At 37.7% G+C, this 21,143-nt stretch carries 15 protein-coding genes; 14 read left to right on the top strand and 1 reads right to left on the bottom strand.

Translation table 11 applies throughout. The features are described 5' to 3' along the window. Position 1 precedes the first annotated feature (1 nt). From QUE72_RS10315 to QUE72_RS10250, 14 genes are all read left to right on the top strand, one after another. Positions 2–2,122, top strand: a complete 2,121-nt coding sequence (locus QUE72_RS10315; protein ID WP_286268861.1) for a chemotaxis protein CheA — start codon at positions 2–4, stop codon at positions 2,120–2,122. Then, positions 2,122–2,676, top strand: a complete 555-nt coding sequence (locus QUE72_RS10310; protein WP_286268859.1) for a chemotaxis protein CheW — start codon at positions 2,122–2,124, stop codon at positions 2,674–2,676. Before QUE72_RS10315 ends, QUE72_RS10310 begins: the two co-directional genes overlap by 1 nt. Next, positions 2,658–3,167 carry a chemotaxis protein CheW gene (locus tag QUE72_RS10305; RefSeq protein ID WP_286268858.1) on the top strand — a complete coding sequence of 170 codons (510 nt, stop codon included), beginning with the start codon at positions 2,658–2,660 and terminating at the stop codon, positions 3,165–3,167. The genes QUE72_RS10310 and QUE72_RS10305 overlap by 19 nt, the downstream gene beginning before the upstream one ends. A gap of 13 nt (positions 3,168–3,180) precedes the next feature. Beyond that, complete coding sequence (locus QUE72_RS10300) at positions 3,181–5,937, top strand: methyl-accepting chemotaxis protein (protein WP_286268857.1); 2,757 nt, start codon at positions 3,181–3,183, stop codon at positions 5,935–5,937. Positions 5,938–5,946: 9 nt separating this feature from the next. After that, entirely contained in the window at positions 5,947–6,792 is an 846-nt protein-coding gene (locus QUE72_RS10295) for a CheR family methyltransferase (protein WP_286268856.1), read from the top strand. A 24-nt stretch (positions 6,793–6,816) separates the two neighbouring features. Continuing rightward, positions 6,817–7,479 carry a chemoreceptor glutamine deamidase CheD gene (gene cheD, locus QUE72_RS10290; RefSeq protein WP_286268854.1) on the top strand — a complete coding sequence of 221 codons (663 nt, stop codon included), beginning with the start codon at positions 6,817–6,819 and terminating at the stop codon, positions 7,477–7,479. 11 nt (positions 7,480–7,490) lie between these two features. Further along, a complete protein-coding gene (locus QUE72_RS10285) occupies positions 7,491–8,579 on the top strand; it encodes a protein-glutamate methylesterase/protein-glutamine glutaminase (RefSeq protein ID WP_286268852.1) in 1,089 nt (362 codons plus the stop codon). Beyond that, positions 8,569–9,750, top strand: a complete 1,182-nt coding sequence (locus tag QUE72_RS10280; protein WP_286268850.1) for a methyl-accepting chemotaxis protein — start codon at positions 8,569–8,571, stop codon at positions 9,748–9,750. Before QUE72_RS10285 ends, QUE72_RS10280 begins: the two co-directional genes overlap by 11 nt. 21 nt (positions 9,751–9,771) lie before the next feature. Continuing rightward, complete coding sequence (locus QUE72_RS10275) at positions 9,772–10,080, top strand: STAS domain-containing protein (protein WP_286268849.1); 309 nt, start codon at positions 9,772–9,774, stop codon at positions 10,078–10,080. A gap of 1 nt (position 10,081) precedes the next feature. Continuing rightward, entirely contained in the window at positions 10,082–11,809 is a 1,728-nt protein-coding gene (locus QUE72_RS10270) for an ATP-binding SpoIIE family protein phosphatase (RefSeq protein WP_286268848.1), read from the top strand. Positions 11,810–11,942: 133 nt separating this feature from the next. Beyond that, positions 11,943–13,109 (top strand): response regulator, encoded by a 1,167-nt coding sequence (locus QUE72_RS10265; RefSeq protein ID WP_286268846.1) that lies wholly within the window; start codon positions 11,943–11,945, stop codon positions 13,107–13,109. Further along, on the top strand, positions 13,109–15,235 hold the full coding sequence (locus QUE72_RS10260; RefSeq protein ID WP_286268845.1) for a hybrid sensor histidine kinase/response regulator: 2,127 nt from the start codon (positions 13,109–13,111) through the stop codon (positions 15,233–15,235). Before QUE72_RS10265 ends, QUE72_RS10260 begins: the two co-directional genes overlap by 1 nt. A gap of 112 nt (positions 15,236–15,347) precedes the next feature. Next, on the top strand, positions 15,348–19,409 hold the full coding sequence (locus QUE72_RS10255) for a response regulator (RefSeq protein WP_286268844.1): 4,062 nt from the start codon (positions 15,348–15,350) through the stop codon (positions 19,407–19,409). A gap of 75 nt (positions 19,410–19,484) precedes the next feature. Further along, positions 19,485–20,834, top strand: coding sequence for a diguanylate cyclase (locus QUE72_RS10250; protein WP_286268834.1), 1,350 nt, complete (start codon positions 19,485–19,487; stop codon positions 20,832–20,834). Here QUE72_RS10250 and yfaE read toward each other — a convergent pair. Next, positions 20,831–21,124 (bottom strand): class I ribonucleotide reductase maintenance protein YfaE, encoded by a 294-nt coding sequence (yfaE, locus tag QUE72_RS10245; RefSeq protein WP_254849583.1) that lies wholly within the window; start codon positions 21,122–21,124, stop codon positions 20,831–20,833. The two genes, QUE72_RS10250 and yfaE, sit on opposite strands and share 4 nt — an antisense overlap. Between the last annotated feature and the right edge of the window lie 19 nt (positions 21,125–21,143).

Below are 21,143 nucleotides of genomic sequence, written 5' to 3'. Positions count from 1 at the left end.
CATGAGCGTAGATCTTTCTCAGTTTATCCCTAATTTTTTAGCTGAAAGTTTCGAAGGGCTTGAGTTAATGGAATCAAGTTTATTGAATCTAGAGCAAGATGATGACGAAACAATCAATGCAATTTTTAGAGCTGCCCACTCAATAAAAGGGGGGGCGGGTACATTCGGTTTTGATCACGTAACTGAATTTACTCATTTAGTTGAAACATTGTTAGATGAAATGAGAAATGGTCAACGAGCAATAAAGCAGGATGATGTTGAATTGCTGCTGGTATCTGTTGATTGTATGAAAATGTTGATCGAAGCAATCCGTGATGAGAGTGATTACGACAAAGATAAGATCGATGAAACCTATCAACTCTTGCTTGTGGCGTTAAACGGCAAAGAGCCAGATTTACTTGAAATACCGAGTAAAAGCACGGATACAACAACTACAAGCAAAGATGGTATGTTGGAATGGAAAATAACCTTTATTCCTGAGCATCACCTAGTTCAAACAGGCAATGATCCTTTATTACTGTTTAACGCGTTAGCGGAACTCGGTGAGTTGACAGTAGAAGCCAACAGCAGCAATTTACCTTCGATATTAGATGCAGATCCACAAGAGCTTTACCTTAGCTGGAACTTAACGTTGAGATCAGAAAATGCAACGGAAGAACTTATAAGAGAAGTATTTGAATGGGTTGAAGATGAATGTGAACTGACAATCACGCAGAATAAGCCAATTGAATGTGAAGGCCACTCAACAGGTACGGCAGAAAATAATCCCTCAACCCAACCTGTTGAAGCTACTAAAGAAAGTATTGCAATAGATACTGTTACAGAAAATGCTCAACTAGAAAAGCCAGTTGTAAAAGCGGCAGCTAAACCAGCTACTAAAAGTAAGGTTGATGTTGGCTCAATTCGTGTTGGCGTTGATAAGGTTGATAGCTTAATCAATCTTGTTGGCGAATTGGTGATCACGCAGTCTATGCTATCAGAGTTAGGTACTGATTTTGATATTTCGAAAGTTGAACGATTAACCTCCGGATTAGAACAATTATTGCAAAATACCAAAGAACTGCAAGAAAGTGTGATGCGTATCCGAATGTTGCCTATTAGCTTCGCCTTTAACCGTTTTCCAAGACTCATTCACGATCTCGGTAATAAAACAGGTAAAGATATTGAGTTAGTGCTAAAAGGCGAGCAAACCGAACTCGATAAAACAGTGATGGAGCAAATTAGCGATCCGTTAGTTCATCTTGTTCGAAATGCAGTCGATCATGGTATAGAGCCTGCCAATGTTAGAGTGGCTAATGGAAAGACAGCAAAAGGCACAATTACTCTCAATGCATATCACCAAGGCGGGAGTATTGTTATTGAAATTAAGGATGACGGTGGCGGTATTAATAGAGATGCAGTTTATAATAAAGCCGTTGAAAAAGGTATTGTTGATGCTGGCGCTTCACTTACTGATAACCAAGTATTTGAATTGATTTTTGAAGCAGGCTTTTCTACTGCTCAAGAAATTAGTGATATTTCTGGGCGCGGTGTAGGCATGGATGTTGTTAAAAAGAATATTCAAGCATTAGGTGGACGAATTCAAATTGATTCTACACCAGGAGAAGGTTCAACGTTTAAAGTCAATTTACCCTTAACATTAGCAATTCTTGATGGTCAACTCGTCAAAGTAGGCTCTGAAACCTACATTGTACCGCTAATTACCATTGTAGAATCATTACAAACGAAAGCGGAATTAATCAACCGTGTTTCTGGTGATATGGTGCTTTATCGCTTACGAGAAGACAATGTTCCTATCATTCCTATTTATGAACTTTTTGGTATTGAAAGCGACGCAAAAGCGAACACTTTGGAAGAAGCGTTACTCGTTGTTGTAGAAGCTGATGGTCAAAAAGTCGGTTTACTTGTCGACGATTTACTTGCGCAGCAGCAAGTGGTTATAAAAAGTTTAGATGAAAACTACCAACAAGTTGAAGGAATATCTGGCGCAACAATTTTAGGTGATGGCTCTGTTGCGATGATTTTAGATATTCCAGGGTTGATTGAATTAGCAATGCAAAATGCCAATCAACGTCTTTCATCTAAACTGCAAAGTATAGGTACTGAAGGAGCTATGATCTAATGGACATTCAAGAGCTTGTTGGTGAGATACCTATTGAGGGAGAGTACTCACTTGAAGGTATTGATTTTATTACCAGTGGTGAACAATACCTTACCTTTACACTGGCTAACGAGCAATACGCTGTAGATATTCTATGTGTCGAAGAAATTCGTAGTTGGGAAAAACCGACGATTATTCCGAACTCTCCCTCGCATGTTTGCGGTGTGATCAATATGCGGGGCGTAATTGTTCCTATTATAGATTTACGACTGAAATTTACCATTGGTGAAGCCGTTTACACAGATACAACCGTTGTCATTGTTTTATCAATAGACAGCGATGGCTGCTCAAAAACGATTGGTTTTGTTGTTGATGCTGTTTCAGATGTGTTGAATGCTGAAGACACCGACATAAAAAGTGCCCCAGCATTTGGGGGGTGTGTACCACAGCACTTTATAGCGGGTCTTGTAAATGTTGGTGACAATGTTGTTACCTTACTTAATGTTGAAGCACTTAAACAATTAGAGTCACACCAGTTGAAAGCAAGGGGGGAGCAATGGATCAAGAATACCTAACCTTTATGCTAAATGGTGAAGAGTATGGCGTTGATATTCTTTGTGTTCAAGAGATCAGAGTTTGGTCAAGTGTGACTGAATTACCAAACAAGCCTGACTATTTAAAAGGCGTGATAAACCTGCGTGGTGTCATCATACCTATTATTGATTTAAGACAACGTTTTGGTTTGCAACCACTAGAGTATGACGAACAGACCGTTACGATTATTTTAAAAAGTCAATCAACAGAGCAGTCCATGGTTGTGGGTATCGTCGTTGATGCTGTTTCTGAAGTATATAAGTTTGACCTTAACGCGATTAGAACACCGCCAAAATTTGGCAGTAAGGTTGATGATTGCTTTTTAAAAGGGTTAGCAAATATAGAGAATAAACTCATTATTCTTTTAGATACCAAGACATTATTAGATCAAGATGAGCTCTACAGTTTATCACCAACCTCTAAAACTAAAGAGCCTAATCAGTCAGTAAGCGAATGCCAAGCAGCTGAGTAAAGGAGCAATACATATGACACCAAAGCAAATTAGTCTGGTACAGGAAAGTTGGAAAAATGTGTTACCAATTGCCCCTCAGGCAGCTGAAATTTTTTACAGCAATCTATTTGAGTTAGACCCGTCGTTGAAGCCGATGTTTAAAAACGATATGAAAGCACAAGGTAAAAAATTAATGGCGATGCTAGATACCGCTGTAAAACTTTTGAATGAACCCGATAAATTAATACCATCGGTAGAAAAATTAGGTGTAGGCCACGTTAAGTACGGTGTAAAACCAGAGCATTATGACACGGTTGGAGAAGCGCTTATTAAAACGCTAGAAATTGGCTTAGGTGACGATTTTAAAGCACCAGTTAAGCGAGCTTGGCTCGCTGTGTATAAAAAACTATCTACAACCATGATTGCGGCTGCGAATGCAGCAGATATAAAAGATAACTCGACAAGGAACACTAAAGCTATGAACAGTAAAACTGACGACCAAGGGCTATTTATTAGTGCTGCGATAGAGCAGTCTGGCACTGCTTTTATGATGATAGATCGAGACTTCATTGTTAACTACGTTAATGAATCAACGATGAAATTATTGAAAAAGCACGAAGCTGTATTTCAACAGAAATGGCCAAGTTTTAGAGCAGAAAAAGATAAAATTTTAGGTACATGCATTGATGTCTTTCATGTTAAACCTGAGCATCAACGTAAAATGTTGTCTGATCCCAGCAATCTACCTTATGTTACTGATATTAACATTGAGCACCTTATTATAGAATTGAATGTAACGGCGATTAATGATGCAGACGGCAATTATATTGGCAACTCCCTGGAGTGGAGTGATGTAACAGCAACAAGGGCTGCTGAAGATAAAGCGGCACAACTACAAGGTGCGATAGATCAATCAGTTACCCCCAGTATGCTAATTGACCGTGATTTTATCATTACCTATGCCAATTACGCGACATTAGACCTATTGAAAAAGCATGAAGCAACCTTTGCAAATAAGTGGCCAGGATTTAAAGCTGATGAAGAATCAATCTTAGGCACCTGTATTGACGGTTTCCATAAAAACCCAGCACACCAACGTGAGTTATTGAGTGATCCAAGTAACTTACCATTTAAAACGGATATTCGAATTGAACATCTGATTTTTGAATTGAATGTTACTGCAGTGTTGGATTTACGTGGTAACTACATAGGTAATAGTCTTGAATGGCAAGATGTAACCGTTGCGCGAGCAAAATCAGTTGAAGTGGGGCGATTAACATCTGCAGTAGAGGGGATGTCAACTAACTTAATGATGGCTGATTTAAAAGGTAATATTGTATATGCGAACCCCGCAGTGAAGGCTATGCTTAAGAGGCGTGAAGCGCGGTTAAGAACTGTTTTACCTTCGTTCAGTGTAGATACCATGATAGGAACAAACTTTGATAGCTTTCATCAAAACCCCGCACATCAGCAAAACTTACTTGGTAACCCTGAAAATTTGCCCTATAAAGCTGAAATATCGGTTGCAGGGTTAACCTTTGAACTTATCGCAATTGCGTTAAAAGATGAAGATGGCAATCATGTAGGAACTGCGGTGCAATGGCTAGATCTCACCGAAGAAAGGGATGCTCAAAATCAAGTCGAGAAACTCATTAATGATGCAATATCAGGAAAATTAGATAGTCGAATTGCTACAGAAGAATATTCTGGCTTCATGAAAGGCTTAGGTGAATCAATTAATAATTTAATGAATGCAATTGTCGAACCCATTACCGAAGCAATTAATGTTGCCCAAGCGCTTTCTGATGGTGATCTTTCTCAAACAATGGATGGTGAATATGCAGGTGAGTTTTTAGCGCTATCCAATGCAATGAATGGCTCAATTAATAATCTAAACAATATGGTGGAAGCTATTAGAGCCGCTTCTACTAACGTATTTGATTCTGCACGAGAGATAGCAGAAGGCAATAATGAGTTAAGTCATCGTACAGAATCACAAGCCTCTAGTCTTGAAGAAACAGCATCGGCAATGGAAGAAATCACCAGTACTGTGCAACAAAATGCCGATAATGCAACTGAGGCAAGAAAGCTATCGGTTGATGTGATGGATAAAGCAACAAATGGCGGTGCTGTGGTTAAAAATGCCATTACGGCAATGAGCGATATTAATAAGTCGAGTAAGAAAATTGCCGATATTATAAGCGTTATTGATGAAATCGCCTTTCAAACGAACTTGTTGGCACTAAATGCCGCCGTTGAAGCTGCAAGAGCTGGCGAGCAAGGTAGAGGATTTGCCGTTGTAGCGGCCGAAGTGCGTAACTTAGCACAGCGCTCGGCAGGCGCCGCTAAAGAGATTAAAGGCTTAATCAACGATAGTGTTGATGCAGTAGGCCAAGGTACCAAACTTGTAGATGAAACAGGGCAAACATTTACAGAACTAGTGGCATCCATCGAAGAAGTTGGAAAAATGATCGGTGACATTGATAGTGCCGGTAAAGAGCAAGCTGCGGGTATTGGTGAAGTGAGTGCTGCCGTCAGTCAAATGGATGAAATGACGCAGCAAAATGCAGCGTTGGTTGAAGAAGCAGCTGCATCAAGTAAATCAATGGAAGACCAAGCACAAAGTTTATTAGAACAGGTTTCATTTTTTAACAATGGTGAACACGAAGCCGCACCAGCGAGTGTTGCTCCTGTAACGCGTATTACACGAAAAGCAATAGATAAACCCATTAGTAAAGCGAGAGTAAGACGTGAGCCAATCGCATCAGATCAAGAGTGGGAAGAGTTTTAAGCGTTACTTATGAGTCAAATCAGGGAGAAGGCTTTTAGATTGACAGATAAAGAATTCAGCTTTATCTGTCAATTCGTCTACCAAAGTACTGGCATTGTACTAAACAATAGTAAGCGTGAAATGGTTTATCGTCGTTTAACGCGAATTGTACGCGAACGAAAGCTATCCTCTTTTAGTGAGTATTGTTGTTTACTCAGAGATAACAGTGAGCAAGAGACACCATTTTTTATTAACGCGATCACAACAAATTTAACAAGTTTTTTTAGAGAGAAGCATCACTTTGACTATTTGTTGTCTCATGAATTGCCGCAGTTGATTTTGAAAAATGCGAACAGGAAAAGAATACGTGCTTGGTCTTCTGCGTGTTCTACTGGAGAGGAGCCATATAGCATTGCTATTACCTTATATAAAGCGTTGAAACCTTATCTTTCTTCGTGGGATATAAAAGTACTTGCTACAGATATTGATAGTGAAGTATTAGCAAAAGCAAAATCTGGTATTTATGCACAAAATCGTATCGAAGATTTACCTGAAGACTATAAGAAGCGCTTTTTTCACCGCGGAATAGGGAAAAATAGCGACAACGTTAAAGTTGATAGTTCCATTCGACAACTCATCACATTTAAGCAACTAAACTTATTAAATGGTTGGCCTATGTCGGGACCATTTGATGTGATTTTCTGTCGTAATGTCATTATTTATTTTGATAAACCAACGCAGCTTGAATTGTTTGAACGTTATTACGAAATGTTAGCACCTGGCGGCTTACTAATACTTGGTCACAGTGAAAACTTGGGAAGCTATCAGAAATATTTTATTAATGTTGGTCGAACTATATTTCGTAAACCGGAGTAGCAACAATGTATATGGGCAATACTTATGAGCTTAGTTAGCCATCAACATGAAGTACAACAATGTGTCATACACTGTTTACCTGAGTTTGAGCATATTAATCATTATTGGGATAAACACCGGCAAACGGTCGTTGCAAAAATATTACCCGGTGAGTTTTATATGACCCAAGACAACGTCATGATTGCGACGACATTAGGCTCCTGCATTTCTGCTTGTATTTGGGACAATAAAGTTGGTTTAGGAGGCATGAATCATTTTATGTTGCCGTTGACCGATAAAGAAGCCCATGAAGTAGATTGGGGACAAAGGGGGCAAACGAGTGATGCAACAAGGTATGGTAATTTTGCCATGGAACACCTTGTTAATACCATTTTAAAAAACGGTGGCAGAAGAATAAATTTGCGCGCGAAGGTGTTTGGTGGCGGCAAGGTATTAAAGCAAATGTCTGATGTCGGACAAAAAAATATAACCTTTGTTTTGGAATATCTTGAAAAAGAAAACATAAAAATAATGGGGTCAGATATCGGCTCTTATTATCCAAGAAAAGTGTTGTTTGACCCGAAAAGTGGCCGTGCGCTTGTGAAGAAACTTGATAATTTGCACAACGATACTATTGCCAAACGCGAAACTAATTATAGATCGAGTATTGATACTCAACAGGTTGATGGCGAAATTGAACTCTTTTAAAGGTTGTCTCAATGAATAAAATCAAAGTTTTTGTTATTGATGATTCGTCTGTAATACGCAATATAGTGACCGAGATTCTTAACCAAGATGAGTTAATTGAGGTTGTAGGTGAAGCAAAAGATCCCTTTGAAGCTCGAGAAAAAATTAAACAATTAAACCCTGATGTACTAACACTTGATGTAGAAATGCCGAAAATGGATGGCATAACGTTTTTAAGTAACTTAATGCGGTTAAGGCCTATGCCTGTTGTTATGCTGTCTACTTTAACCACACATGGTGCTGATATAACACTGGAAGCCCTTGAATTAGGTGCTGTAGACTTTATTGCTAAACCTAGTTTTGAAGACTTATTGAGTACCAAAGACAGCTTTGAATCGGTGTTGCTTGAAAAGGTTAAATCAGCGGTAGCGATAGATCAAAAAAATTATGCTTTAGCAAAAGCGTCATTGAAGCGAGAAGGGCATACTGCGATTCGCTTTACTGGTTCTAAAAGAGCAAATCACCTCGTCGCAATTGGCGCCTCTACCGGTGGCACTGAAGCCATTAAACAGGTATTAATATCTATGCCTTCCAACGCCCCTGGTATTGTTATCACCCAGCATATTCCTAAAACGTTCAGTGAAAGGTTTGCCAATCGTTTAAATGCGTGTTGTGAGATACAAGTACAAGAAGCAAAACATGGACAAAAGATTAAAAGTGGTAATGCCTATATATCGCCAGGTGACATGCACTTAACAGTCGCGCATAAAGGTGGTGGGTTATTTTGTGTTTTAGACGATTCACCACCGGTGAACCGTCATAAACCATCTGTTGATGTACTTTTTTATTCGTTACAAGAGGTAGCTGACAACGTACAAGCGGTATTACTTACAGGAATGGGGCAGGATGGTGCGAAAGGAATGTTGTGTTTAAAAGAGCTGGGTGCAAGAACCGTCATTCAAGATAGACAAAGTAGTCTAATTTGGGGGATGCCAGGTAGTGCACATCGCTTAAATGCTCAGTGCGAAGAGTTTGATTTAACTAACATAGCAGGGCAGCTTCTAAAATATGCAGGTTTAGAGCGAACAAAAATGCGGGAGGTTTACCTGAATGGTCAATAGAGAACAGTTATTTATTGCATTGTTACTCTCAACAATATTGTTGAGCATTAATATGCTGCTATTGAACTGGGCAGCGCTTAGCATAATATGCTTAGTTGCAAACTTTGTTTGTTTAATTGGTGTGTTTTGGCTCGAGAAACACAAGGGAAATGTTACGTCAACGCAGAAGGTAGAGCGAAATATAAACCAAGACCCTGCGATTAAAGATACTTTAAGTCAAATTGAAAAAGTTATTGAATTACAAGTAAATGTGATAGAAAAAGAAATAAGTCGCACGAAAACATTGGTAAAAGATGCGGTGGCTGGCATTTCAGATAGTTTCCAATATTTACAGAGTCTCAGCGTTGAGCAACAACAAATGATTAACGCTGTTATTGAGAATAGCCAAGGTATTGGTGAGGATCACTCAACAACGTTAGAAGAGTTTGTACTTGATTCAGGTAAAACCTTAGAAAGCTTTGTCGATGTGATTGTTAATACGAGTAAGCAAAGTCTACAAACGATGTCATATACTGATGACATGGTAGAACAGTTTGACGGTATTTTTAATTTAATCAGTCAGGTTGAAAATCTGGCAAGCCAAACTAATTTGTTAGCGCTTAATGCTGCGATAGAAGCTGCACGTGCGGGTGATGCTGGCAGAGGGTTTGCTGTAGTTGCTAATGAAGTCAGGACGTTATCTGTTAGCTCAACCGAACTAAATAATGACATACGTATTCAGATTAGTGATGCAAAAACCATTATTCAAAAATTACGAGACGCTGTTGAGCAAATGGCCTCAGCTGATATGACATCTACATTAGAAGCTAAAAATAATGTCAGTATCATGATGCAACAAGTGCAAGATATGAATGAACAAAGTGCACATATTGTTGAAGAACTTGCCACAATTTCACCAAAAATATCTGAGACAGTAGGCATAGCGGTTAGATCATTACAGTTTGAAGATTTGACCTATCAATCCTTATCGTCTCTTGAACATAATCTAGATAGTTTAAAACAATTATCTACGCGTATTGTTCAATTTGATACGCAAGATAAGGGTGCTTCCAAGCAGCTTAAAGCGTTAGCAAATGATTGCCAAAACATCATAGACAGAACCCATGATATGGATAGTAAACGCAGTGTTTCCCAGTCTTCAATGGATGAAGGCGATGTGGAATTATTTTAAGTAACCGATTTAGGAATAAAAATGAACGTAAAAAAACAAGTATCAGCAGATGATAAAACAGTCACCATTTCGATTAATGATCGCTTTGACTTTTCTTCGCATCAAAAATTTAAAGAAGCTTATGTTGAGGCTAATACGTTAGGTACTTCATTTATACTCGATTTGTCTCATACTTCATATATGGATAGCTCAGCGTTAGGGATGATTTTGCTGTTAAAAGATCATGCAGAAAATGTGTCTGGACATTTAAAAATTGTAAACCCGAATGATGCGGTAAATAAAATATTAGAAATAGCGCAGTTTCATCGCTTAATGACCATAGAGCACTAATATGAATAAAACAATCGGTAACGAAAAACTTGCCTTAGTTGTTGACGATTCGGATATGCAATGCAAAGTGCTAGGAGTATTGTTAAAGGAAGAAGGCTATCGCGTACAATGCGCAAGTGATGGTGCTCAAGGCGTTTCAATGTATATCAAATATCAACCAGATTTGGTATTGATGGATATAAATATGCCTATCATGGATGGTTATGAAGCGGCAAGACAAATAAAAGCGTTGTCTAAAGATAATAGCCTTTGTCCATTAATATTCATAACGAGTATGTCGACTGAACAGGCGTATATCGACAGTATTGAAGCTGGCGGAGATGGTATTTTAGTCAGGCCATTTTCCCCAACAGTGTTTAAAGCAAAAATAAAATCAATTCAACGTATTAGTGATTTAATATTAAAAAATAAAGCACTGCAACAAGCCCAGCAAAAAGATGCAGAACTGGCTGAACAGTTGATGTCAGGTGTCATTGAAGCGAGGAATTATGCACGAGATAAAATTGGTATTCTTAAAAAGGCAGCAGCTTTATTTAGTGGTGATATTCAACTGACAGCATTAGGTCCAAATGGTGATGTTAATGTTATGTTAGGCGATTTTACTGGTCATGGCTTACGTTCATCAATTGGTGCAATACCTTTAGCTGAAACGTTTAGAACAATGACAAGAAAAGGATTTTCTTTAATTGATATTATTAGCCAAGTTAATCAGCAGTTACATCAGCTGTTACCGCCAGATCTTTTTTTAGCGGCGGCTTTTGTCACGGTGTCTAGCCATGATAATACGGTATATATCTTTAATGCCGGTCTCCCTGATGTTTATATTTTTGGTCAATCAGGCAATATCAAGCATCGAATTTCATCAAATCATCCTCCAATAGGTGTAATGCCTGCCTTACTTAAAGATGCAAGGTTAAGTGTTTTTACGGTCGAAGAAACTGACCGAGTAGTGCTGATCAGTGATGGCATTGTCGAAGCGCGAAATTCACAAGGTGAAATGTATGAATTTGAACGATTTGAACAAGCTGCCGCCACGGGTATTTTACGCGATAACATTAAAAACGAAGTGTCAACGAGTGTTGAAAAGTTTTGTCAAAATATGCCACAAGAAGATGACATTTCACTCATTGATATCCCTTGCCAGGGCTGGCAACAAACCCTTGCGGTTAGTGCTGCTCCGTTACTAGATAAAGAAAGCGACTCTTTATTTGATGTTGAAGCTACTTGGCAATGGCGACTTAAATTAGTAGGCAGCAAGTTATCTCATGTTAACCCTATTCCCTTAGCGATGAGCCAAATCCAAGAAATTGAAGGTAATAAAGACCACTTGCAAAGCTTGTTTACTATTTTAACAGAGCTTTTCGTTAATTCACTTGATCATGGTGTGTTGGGTCTAGACTCAACGATGAAATCTTGCGCGGATGGGTTTGCAGAGTACTTTATGGAAAGAGAGCGCCGTTTAAAAGTGATTACAGGTGGCTTTGTAGAGATCAATTTAAGCTTCTATCCTAATTTTTCAGGTGGTCGTGTTGTTATTGGTATTGCAGATAGTGGCAATGGCTTTAATGTTAAAAAATACAATGACATGATTATTAAACATCAAATGAATAAAGCTGAAGAAACGACAAAATTAAGTGGTAGAGGTATTCGATTAGTGAGTCAATTATGCGAGTCATTAGAATATGTTGACCGAGGAAACCAAGTACAAGCAAGTTATGTATGGAATTAGTGGCATGCTATCAATGTAAACAATTTAAATTGACTATACTGAGGTAACGTAAGGTTCAGTAAATAGTCCTGTAAATTATGTGTTTATCGCTTATTTTTACTTTAATGCCAGTGAATAAAAAGGGAGTTTTAAAATGTCTAAGCCTACAGTGTTAGTTATTGACGACGACATCAATTATTTGGAATTATTAGCAGAGGCACTTGAAGGTACCTTTCAAGTTTCAATTGCCGCTACGCTGACTCAGGCGGAATCAATTATTAAAGACCATCATGTATTTGATATAGCTCTTGTCGATGAAAACATAGGTGAGGAGAAAGGTTCTGCATGGATTAAAAATCACACCGCATCAGGTAATGTCGCTCGCTCCTTTGTTCTGTATTCGGGGTTAGCTACTGAAGAAGCCATTTTAAAAGGTCTGGAGTGCGGCGCAGATGATTTTTTAGCAAAACCTATTTCTTTGTTAGCGCTGACCAATAAGCTTGAGAAATTGATCACCTATCAACAGCAAATTAGCCGATTTGAGCACGAGATATCATCAAAGGAACATGTGATTAATGTGTCTATGGCGCAAGCATCAAAATACGGTGCTTGTATGCAACTTACCTCTCGATTAAATAGCTGTTTTTCAATCGAAAAAATTCGTGATGAAATCTTTTCTTTTTTTTATACCATGTCATTAAAAGGCTGTATTGCCTTTTATCCTCTTAATAAAGAGGCTGAATACTTTAACTCAACCAATGGTTTTTGCTCCCCTGTTGAAAAGAGCGTGATGGAGCTATTGAAGATAAAACCTAGGTTACATCGGTTTGGTAATCGAACCATATTTAATCATCCTTTAGTGTCTATCCTCGTATTAAACCTAGAAGAAGATAGTATAGACACTGACATTTATGTTGATGCTTTTGCTTCTGTTATTGAATGTGTTGGTGCTCGAATGGAGTTCCTCATTTACAAGGAGTCGCTTATCAACGTGCAAGAACAAATCCAGCAGGCGGTGTCAAAAACAAAGAAAATGATTCAAGTCTCTAAACACCATAACCAAGAAGTGATGAATGAAATAGTACAAAGTATTGGTTTGAGTTTTCATGTCTTAGATATGACCATTGAACAAGAAGAGTATTTAACTGACCTTGTTCATAATGCGTTGAAAAAACATACGCAAGACGATGTGAATTTTTTCGAAGTGACAAATTTGCTGGATGGCGCATTAGAAAAGGTTGATGAGTTAAAAGCGCTTAATCGTTCAGAAGAAGAGGAAGAAGTTCACAACGAATTTAATGATGAGGATGTGTTGTTCTAATGACACAGCTGAATCTAGAAAGTATTCCGTATGCTGTTATTCGTGTTAACACTCAAGCACGCATTATTGAGTGTAATCATGTTGCTGAAAAATTAACTGGCTATGCTTCGCAAGAAATAGAAGGGCTTTATATAGAGCAATTTGTTCAAAGCGGTTTTGATAACCTAGAGCAATTATTGAATGGCGATTTAGAAAAGAACGCTGATCAAGATCCAACAATTGCTATTATCAACAAAAATACGCAATCGGTAAGCTGTTCGATTAAAGTGACACATAGCGAAATTGACGCAATTCTTTATCTAACTAAGATCTTACCAGTTTCTAATAATCGTGTTCCAACGCGGCAAAGTAGTTATTTACAGTTATCTGAAAAACTCTTTAGGTCGGGACATTGGCGTCTAGACCTAAATAAACAGCAGGTATATTGGTCTGACGGTATCTATGAAATACATGGCGTTAACAAACAAGAGTATTCTCCGACTTTAGCGACAGCTATAGATTTTTACGAGATAAGCGAACGTCCAAAAGTTGAGCACTTTATTAATCAAGCTATTCAAGGCAAATGTGGCTTTCATTTCAAAAGTTCGATAATTCACACACTTGGTAAAAAAGTAAAGGTAGAAGTGATTGGTGACATTGAAACAAATGAAAAAGGTGACGTCGTTGCGATATATGGCGTTTTTAGAGACATTACCAAAAATGAAGAAGTTTTTGAAAAGCTTAAACTATTAGCGCTTGTCAACTATACCATTACCGTACCTATCTTTTTTATCGATGATAAAGACAATGTTGTTTATCAAGACTTATCTCCACAAATGGGTAATCAAAATGCAGTGCTGTTTAACTATATTAATTTCAGTATCAAAGACTATTTATACTATAAACGGTTAGCGAAGGAAAAAGGTCAAGTTATAGAAAAAGATATTAGTTTTGATAAATATAATTCCGTCTTTTCCCTGTCAGTAACCTATGAACCCGATGAAGGCATTTATATTTGGATAGTAGAAAATACAACGGAGAAGTTTCGCCAAGACCAACAGCAATTTATTAGTAATAGGTTAGCATTATTAGGTAACACTTTTGGTAATGTTTCACACGATATAAATAATGTTCTTGGTGTTGCGCTCGGAGCAACAGAAATGTTGGAGTTAAAAGCGGCAAAAGGTGAGGGTGATATATCAAAATATATTGATCGCGTAAAAAATGCGATTGATAAAGGTAAAACGGTAACAGAACGGTTACTCGCATTTACACGAAAACCTACCGTTAAAGTTGTTGAATTTGATCCAATTAAAGAAATTGAAGATAACTTATACCTCTTCAAGCAATTATTATTAAATACGATTACGTTTAATGTTGAACATAGCGACATTAAGTGCGTTGTGATGTTTCCTCAAGGAGAGTTTATTAACATTTTGTTAAATGTAGTATTAAATGCACAAGATGCGATAAGAGAGAAAAGCCCTAATGGAGAAATTCAGTTATCCGTAAACATAATCGATAATAATAAACTGCGCATTCGTGTAAAAGATAGTGGTGTAGGTATTAAGCAAGAAAATTTATCTAAAATTTTTGATCCTTTTTATAGCAGTAAATCTGTAAATAAAGGCAACGGAATTGGTTTAGCAAATGTTTATAGCACCATGTATAAATATGATGGTGAAGTACAGGTAGCTGGTGAGTGTGATTTAGGAGGTGCAGAGTTCTCCTTATTATTTCCTTGTAAATTTTTAGATGGGAAAAACAACCTTGTTAAAGAGGATCAAAATGATATAGGAATCGAAGGAAAATCAATTCTGATATTAGATGATGAAGTGAGTATTGCAGAGTTTGTTGCCTTATTTTTAGAGGACGAAGGAGCAAACACTGAATTTGTTACCAACAAGGTTGAATTAGAAGCAAAACTAAACGATAAACGACGATATGATATTTTTATTACCGATATGATCCTACCAGATTTATCAGGTAGAGAAGCGGTTGACATGGTAGCAACAATTTACCCTGATATTAAAGTCTATTCGATGAGTGGTTATATCGCAGAGGAAAATAACGAGTGGCATTACCCAGTATTAAGAAAGCCATTTAACGCTAAAGAACTTGCTAGTTTTCTCAAAGAGCATAGGTAACAACGAGGTGCATGGCCATTTCATACTTTAAATTATTACAGATGACATTCGTGTTGTGTAAAGCGAAACACTGTTGGATATATTACCTTGTTAATTGTGTTGAAAAGTGAAGATGATGAGTCCAAAATCACAATCAGATGTAGCTGAAAAAATTGAAATTGGAGAAGTGAAGTACCCGTTAACGATTAAGTTACCTTTGGTAGGTTTTTGTTTTGTTTTGTTTATTTCTTTAGCGAGTAGTTTAGTCTTCTACTTTGAAAGCCGAAATGTATTAATAGAACAAGAAATGGACGAACTTGCACTGAAAGTTAACGTTATTTCACCATTAATACTTCAGTTGTTTAAACAAGCAGAACAGGATGTGACTTTTATTTCATCAATAGATGCAACAACGAATATCACTAAAAACTCTTTTAGTGAGCCAATAAAAGCAGTAGAACGCGATCAGCATTACTTATCCAACTTAATGATACAACGTCTGGATACTTATGATTATTATAAGAAAATTTCAATACTTCAAGTGGGCGAAAGTGTAAATGTCATATTGAGTGCTTTACGTGATGAAGACCGTGTCAGGATTATCCCCCAAGCAGAACTTGCCAACAATTTAGAACTTGATGCCTTAAAAGACGTTTTAGACATGAATACTCAAGAGCTGTTTTTTTCCCATGTAGAATTTGATGGGCAACATAGAAATAATCGATTGGCCTATTTCTATGTTGCTATGCCGATTTTTGGCGAGTCTAATAGGTTAATAGGCATAGTCGTTATCGACATCGAATTTTCAGGATATATCAAAACGCTTAAAAAGGATATTCTCGCTGAAATCCCTATGTATTTAGCTGATAATAATGGAAGATTAATAAATTCATACACAAAAAATGCGTCGCAGTTTACTGCATTCCCAATTAATGATTATGAACAACGGATGTTAACTAATCAATTTGAAATTCACGAATATCACCAAGAGAATAGCGATGCTAGTGTGGCGTATTATTCGCCGATAACGCTGTCAACGTACCCTAATTTACCGCCATTGCATCTGTTATTGGAGAACCGAAATGAACATTACCTAAACCGCATTAACCAGATTAAAAACCATGCAATTTTTCTCTCATTAGGGTTAGCTTGCCTGGGGTTTATTGTCGCTTTTTACCTGAGTAAAAAGTTAAGTAAACCACTCACCGAAATGACTAATTACGCAAAGTCGTTTCGTCAACAGCAAGTAGATGGTCATTTACCTATTTCTGAACAAGATGAACTCGGTGTTTTAGCGAGAAGTTTTCATAATTTAGTTGTAACTGCAGAAGAACAAGATCAGCGTCAATACAGCCTTATGGTCGAGTCAAAGAATACATCATTGCGCTTACAAGCGATATTAAATTCAATTATTGACGCGGTTATCACGATAGATGATAAAGGCCTAATACTCTCTTTTAATTATGCTGCAGAGAAAATGTTTGGTTACACAGAAAATGAAGTGATCTACGAAAATATTTCAATGTTAATGCCAGAGGAATACGCACATTCACATGATGAGCACTTATCGCGGTATGCTCGTGCTAATATTGCGCACATCATCGGTATAGGTAGAGAGCTTCCAGCACTGAGGAAAGATGGTGAAATCTTTCCCATGCACTTGAGTGTTAATGAAGTAAAGACTGAACACGGTGCAATTTATACCGGCTTGATTCGAGATATTACTGAAGTAAAAATAATTGATGCTGAGAGAAAACGAATGTTATCGGAAACTAAGAACGCGGTTTGGCGGCTTAATTTTGCGTTATCAGCACCTAAAATAGGGGTATGGGAGCTTGACTTAATTTCCGGGCAATTGCATTGGGATGATCGCATGTATCAATTATTTGATATTGACCCCACTAAGTATCAATCAGCTAGAGTCGCATGGTACAAACGAGTGCACACTGATGACATTGCAACGGTCGACCGAATGTTGGAAAACCTGTCCAATGAAGGGCAGGAATTACACTATAGGCATCGAATAGTATTGGATAATGGCGAAGAAAAGTATATTGAAGGTCATGCTCAGGTATTTTTCGATGCGAAAGGTGTACGCTCTCATATTGTTGGCACTAATCAAGATAATACTGAGCAAGTTAAACTTCAACAATTAAAACAAACTGCGTTAGAAACAGCAGAAAGCTCATTACGACTAAAATCCGAATTTTTAGCAACGATGAGTCATGAAATCAGAACACCGATGAATGGTGTATTAGGCATGTTAGGCTTGCTTGAAAATAGTGAATTGTCGACCAAGCAAAAACATTATGTAACGCTAGCCTTATCAAGCGCACAATCGTTATTAACCTTGATTAATGATATTTTGGATTTTTCTAAAATTGAAGCGGGTAAATTAGAATTAGAGCTTGTTGATTTTGATTTACGCAACCAATTAGGGGAATTTGCTGAATCAATGGCATTTAAGGCAGAAGAAAAAGGGATTGAATTAATTCTTGATTTGATGCATGTGGAGCATTCGGTTGTAATAGGTGATCCCAGTAGATTGCGACAAATTTTAACGAACTTAGTCGGTAATGCGATCAAATTTACGAATAAAGGTGAAGTTGTGATTCGCGCCTCTATTAAAGATGATGTTAAAGGGCTAATGTTACACTGTGATATTAAAGATACTGGTATTGGTATTCCATCTGAAAAAGTATCTTCGCTTTTTGATTCTTTTACTCAGGTAGATGCATCCACGACAAGAAAATATGGCGGAACGGGTTTAGGTTTAGCAATCGTTAAACAACTGTGTGAATTAATGGGAGGTAGTGTAAGTGTAAAGACTGTTGAAGGTCGGGGGAGCACATTTTCTTTCAGTATTAGCTTAGCGAAAAGCAACAAATCAACCATTGTTTTACCTGATAAAGATATTTCCGATAAAAAAATATTAATTGTTGATGACAATACAACTAACTTAGTCGTATTGAAAGGGCAATTAGAGCAATGGGGCGCTACTGTTATTGAAGCGACCAGTGGAAAACAAGCATTATCTATAGTGGCGAAAACTGCTAAAGGCTATTTTTCAGCGGCAATACTCGATGGTCAAATGCCAGAAATGGATGGCGCAATGCTTGGTAAAAAATTAAAGCAAGACCCAATAGGTGAGGATATTCCACTCATTATGATGACCTCAATGAGTGAGCTAGGCGATGCAGCATACTTTAGTCAGTTAGGCTTCGCTGCGTATTTTCCAAAACCGGCCACCACAGCAGACTTGTTTAACGTGTTAGCAATTGTTACGAATGATAAAGCCAACGTAAAGGAAACCGAAATTATCACACAAACAAAATTACTTGGTATGCATAAAACGTCATTGGAGGTTAGCCAGCCTAGACAAGCCAGAATTATGGTGGTTGAAGATAACCGTATCAATCAGGTTGTTCTTAAAGGGATGTTATCGAATATAAACTTAACAGCCGACATAGCGGGTAATGGTGAAGAAGCGTTAGATTTATTACGGCATTGCCCAGATGATGCTCCTTATGAAGTCATTATTATGGACTGTCAAATGCCGGTTTTAGACGGTTATAAGACAACTGCCGCTATTAGACACGGCGAAGCGGGAGACCATTATCGAGAGATTGTGATTATTGCCATGACCGCAAATGCTATGAAAGGCGATATGGAAAAATGTATAGCCGCGGGTATGAATGATTATGCTGCAAAGCCCGTTGATGCTGAATTACTGCAAGAAAAGCTTTGCCATTGGCTAGGTGTAGAAGATCAAAAAATACGACTTACGGTGAATACCTTAGAGAATAACGCTGTAAATCAACTTGCTGATAAGAGCCAAAAAGAAGTAGAAGACGCGAATGAGAGTGATGAAGTATGGGCGAAATCTCAATTTTATGCTCGGGTTCGGCACAATACTAGCTTGGCAGAGCAACTGATTAGTTTATTTTTAGCTGAAGCTCCTAATTTAATTAGTGAGATTTACCACGCGGCCAAAGCTAAAGATTTTGATAAATTGAAAGGATTAGCTCACAAGCTTAAAGGAAGTAGTTTTAATTTAAGCGCGAATAAACTTGGTAAACTTGCGACAGTCATTGAATCAGAGGCTGAGCAAAAGGATATCCAAAAAATTAACACGCTTGTCGATACTTTAGCAAACGAATATAAAGTACTGTGCGAGCAACTAAATGATAAGTAAGTTAATATTAGACAATGATATACGTTGTAGTATTATTGAAATTAAAAGTTATTGCACATAGCTAAAGGATCAAATGTGAGTAAAGATGATCAATATACGATTTTAACGGTGGATGATGCCAAAGACACTTTAATGCTTTTAGCCTTTGATTTGTCTGAATCCGGGTATGAAGTGTTAACAGCAGAGTCTGGTGAGCAAGCGTTATCATTATTGGAAGAGTTAAATGTTGATCTCATTTTATTAGATATGCACATGCCAGCAATGTCAGGGCTAACGTTTTTAGAAACACTTAAAAATAGCCGCGCTTTTAAAAATATCCCTGTGATTATGTTATCTGCCTCAGGCCAAGAAGAAGCGATAGTTTCATCATTAGAGAATGGTGCTGACGACTATGTAACAAAGCCATATATTCCAAGCGTGTTACTTGCACGAATTAGAAACTCATTACGCTTTATGGAAAAAACTAAGCAGCTTGAGCAATTGGCGAGAACTGATAGTTTAACGGGAGTGCATAATAGAGGTAGCTTTAAGGAATTGGTAAGTTCAGTGATCAGTCAAGCAAAACGTAAGCATCAGCCAATTTCCCTTGCAATGTTTGATCTTGATTATTTTAAAAAGGTTAATGATACTTACGGTCATGAAGCTGGCGATATTGCACTTAAAGAGTTTGCTACTATTCTCAAAGATTGTTTTCGTGATTATGATATTGTCGGTAGGGTAGGCGGTGAAGAGTTCGCAGTATGTATGCCAGGCACAGAAATTGATGATGCCTACCTTGCATGTGAGCGATGTAGAACGATGCTAGAAAAATACCCAATGAAAGTTGAGTATAAAGACGGCATCAAAGAATTTACACTTACGGTAAGCATTGGAGTTACTTGCCAAAACATACAGTCTATGACATTCGATGAGTTATTACATGTGGCGGATAACGCATTATATAACGCTAAACAATCTGGCAGAAACCAAACCATTTTAGACGAAAATATAGAAGGTGATACAAATACCATGATGATTGATGATACAAGCGATGAATTGTCAGCTTCTAATTCAGCAACCAGTGATACTGAGCAAGGGAAATACCCAGGGATTGAATATGAAGTTGGTGTGAATAATGTTTTAGGTGACGAAGAACTGTTTGAAGAGATTTTGGTGATGTTTTGTCAAGATCATGGCAAAGATAAAGAAAAGATCGCGCAGGCCATTGAAAATAACGACTACGAATTACTAAAGTCACTTGTACATACGTTAAAAGGGGTTTCGTGTTCAATAGGTGCAATGAGCTTATATGAGTATTGTAAACACCTAGATGTGGCGATTAATGAACATAATTCTGATGAGTATAACGCTTTATTTTCACCGGTAGCGGATCAACTCGATATTGTTGTTGGCGGTATATCTGCTAAGTTAGGCGATAAATTTTAATCAATTTCAATTTCAATGTTACTAGCAGGGATACAACAACAGGGAAGAATTTCGTTGTCACCAACAAAGGCTAAAGGTTCTCCTTGAGGGTATAACACTTGGCCTTTTTTTAATGTCACTCGACATGCACCACAAAAGCCATCTCTACAGTGATAATGTACTTCAACATCGTGTTTTTCTAGGCAATTTAACAGGGTTTTATCTTGATCTTGATATTCAATGTTTTGTTGATTTGCAGTAACGATTTTAGCAGGAGGCTTAGACATATTAAAAGTAGGGCAGTTCGCCATAGCAAAGAAAGCTATGGCG

This window comes from Thalassotalea hakodatensis (assembly GCF_030295995.1).
Classification (GTDB): Bacteria; Pseudomonadota; Gammaproteobacteria; order Enterobacterales; family Alteromonadaceae; genus Thalassotalea_C; species Thalassotalea_C hakodatensis.
Note: the sequence above shows the minus strand (reverse complement) of the source record. Positions and strands in the feature narration are given on the sequence as shown.

Excerpts from the sequence above, each read along its gene's own strand:
- QUE72_RS10300 (WP_286268857.1), top strand. The coding sequence starts at position 3,181 with ATGACACCAAAGCAAATTAGTCTGGTACAGGAAAGTTGGAAAAATGTG.
- QUE72_RS10315 (WP_286268861.1), top strand. The coding sequence starts at position 2 with ATGAGCGTAGATCTTTCTCAGTTTATCCCTAATTTTTTAGCTGAAAGT.
- QUE72_RS10305 (WP_286268858.1), top strand. The coding sequence starts at position 2,658 with ATGGATCAAGAATACCTAACCTTTATGCTAAATGGTGAAGAGTATGGC.
- QUE72_RS10270 (WP_286268848.1), top strand. The coding sequence starts at position 10,082 with ATGAATAAAACAATCGGTAACGAAAAACTTGCCTTAGTTGTTGACGAT.
- QUE72_RS10280 (WP_286268850.1), top strand. The coding sequence starts at position 8,569 with ATGGTCAATAGAGAACAGTTATTTATTGCATTGTTACTCTCAACAATA.
- QUE72_RS10295 (WP_286268856.1), top strand. The coding sequence starts at position 5,947 with ATGAGTCAAATCAGGGAGAAGGCTTTTAGATTGACAGATAAAGAATTC.
- yfaE (WP_254849583.1), bottom strand. The coding sequence starts at position 21,124 with ATGGCGAACTGCCCTACTTTTAATATGTCTAAGCCTCCTGCTAAAATC.
- QUE72_RS10310 (WP_286268859.1), top strand. The coding sequence starts at position 2,122 with ATGGACATTCAAGAGCTTGTTGGTGAGATACCTATTGAGGGAGAGTAC.
- QUE72_RS10265 (WP_286268846.1), top strand. The coding sequence starts at position 11,943 with ATGTCTAAGCCTACAGTGTTAGTTATTGACGACGACATCAATTATTTG.
- QUE72_RS10255 (WP_286268844.1), top strand. The coding sequence starts at position 15,348 with ATGATGAGTCCAAAATCACAATCAGATGTAGCTGAAAAAATTGAAATT.
- QUE72_RS10275 (WP_286268849.1), top strand. The coding sequence starts at position 9,772 with ATGAACGTAAAAAAACAAGTATCAGCAGATGATAAAACAGTCACCATT.
- cheD (WP_286268854.1), top strand. The coding sequence starts at position 6,817 with ATGAGCTTAGTTAGCCATCAACATGAAGTACAACAATGTGTCATACAC.
- QUE72_RS10260 (WP_286268845.1), top strand. The coding sequence starts at position 13,109 with ATGACACAGCTGAATCTAGAAAGTATTCCGTATGCTGTTATTCGTGTT.
- QUE72_RS10285 (WP_286268852.1), top strand. The coding sequence starts at position 7,491 with ATGAATAAAATCAAAGTTTTTGTTATTGATGATTCGTCTGTAATACGC.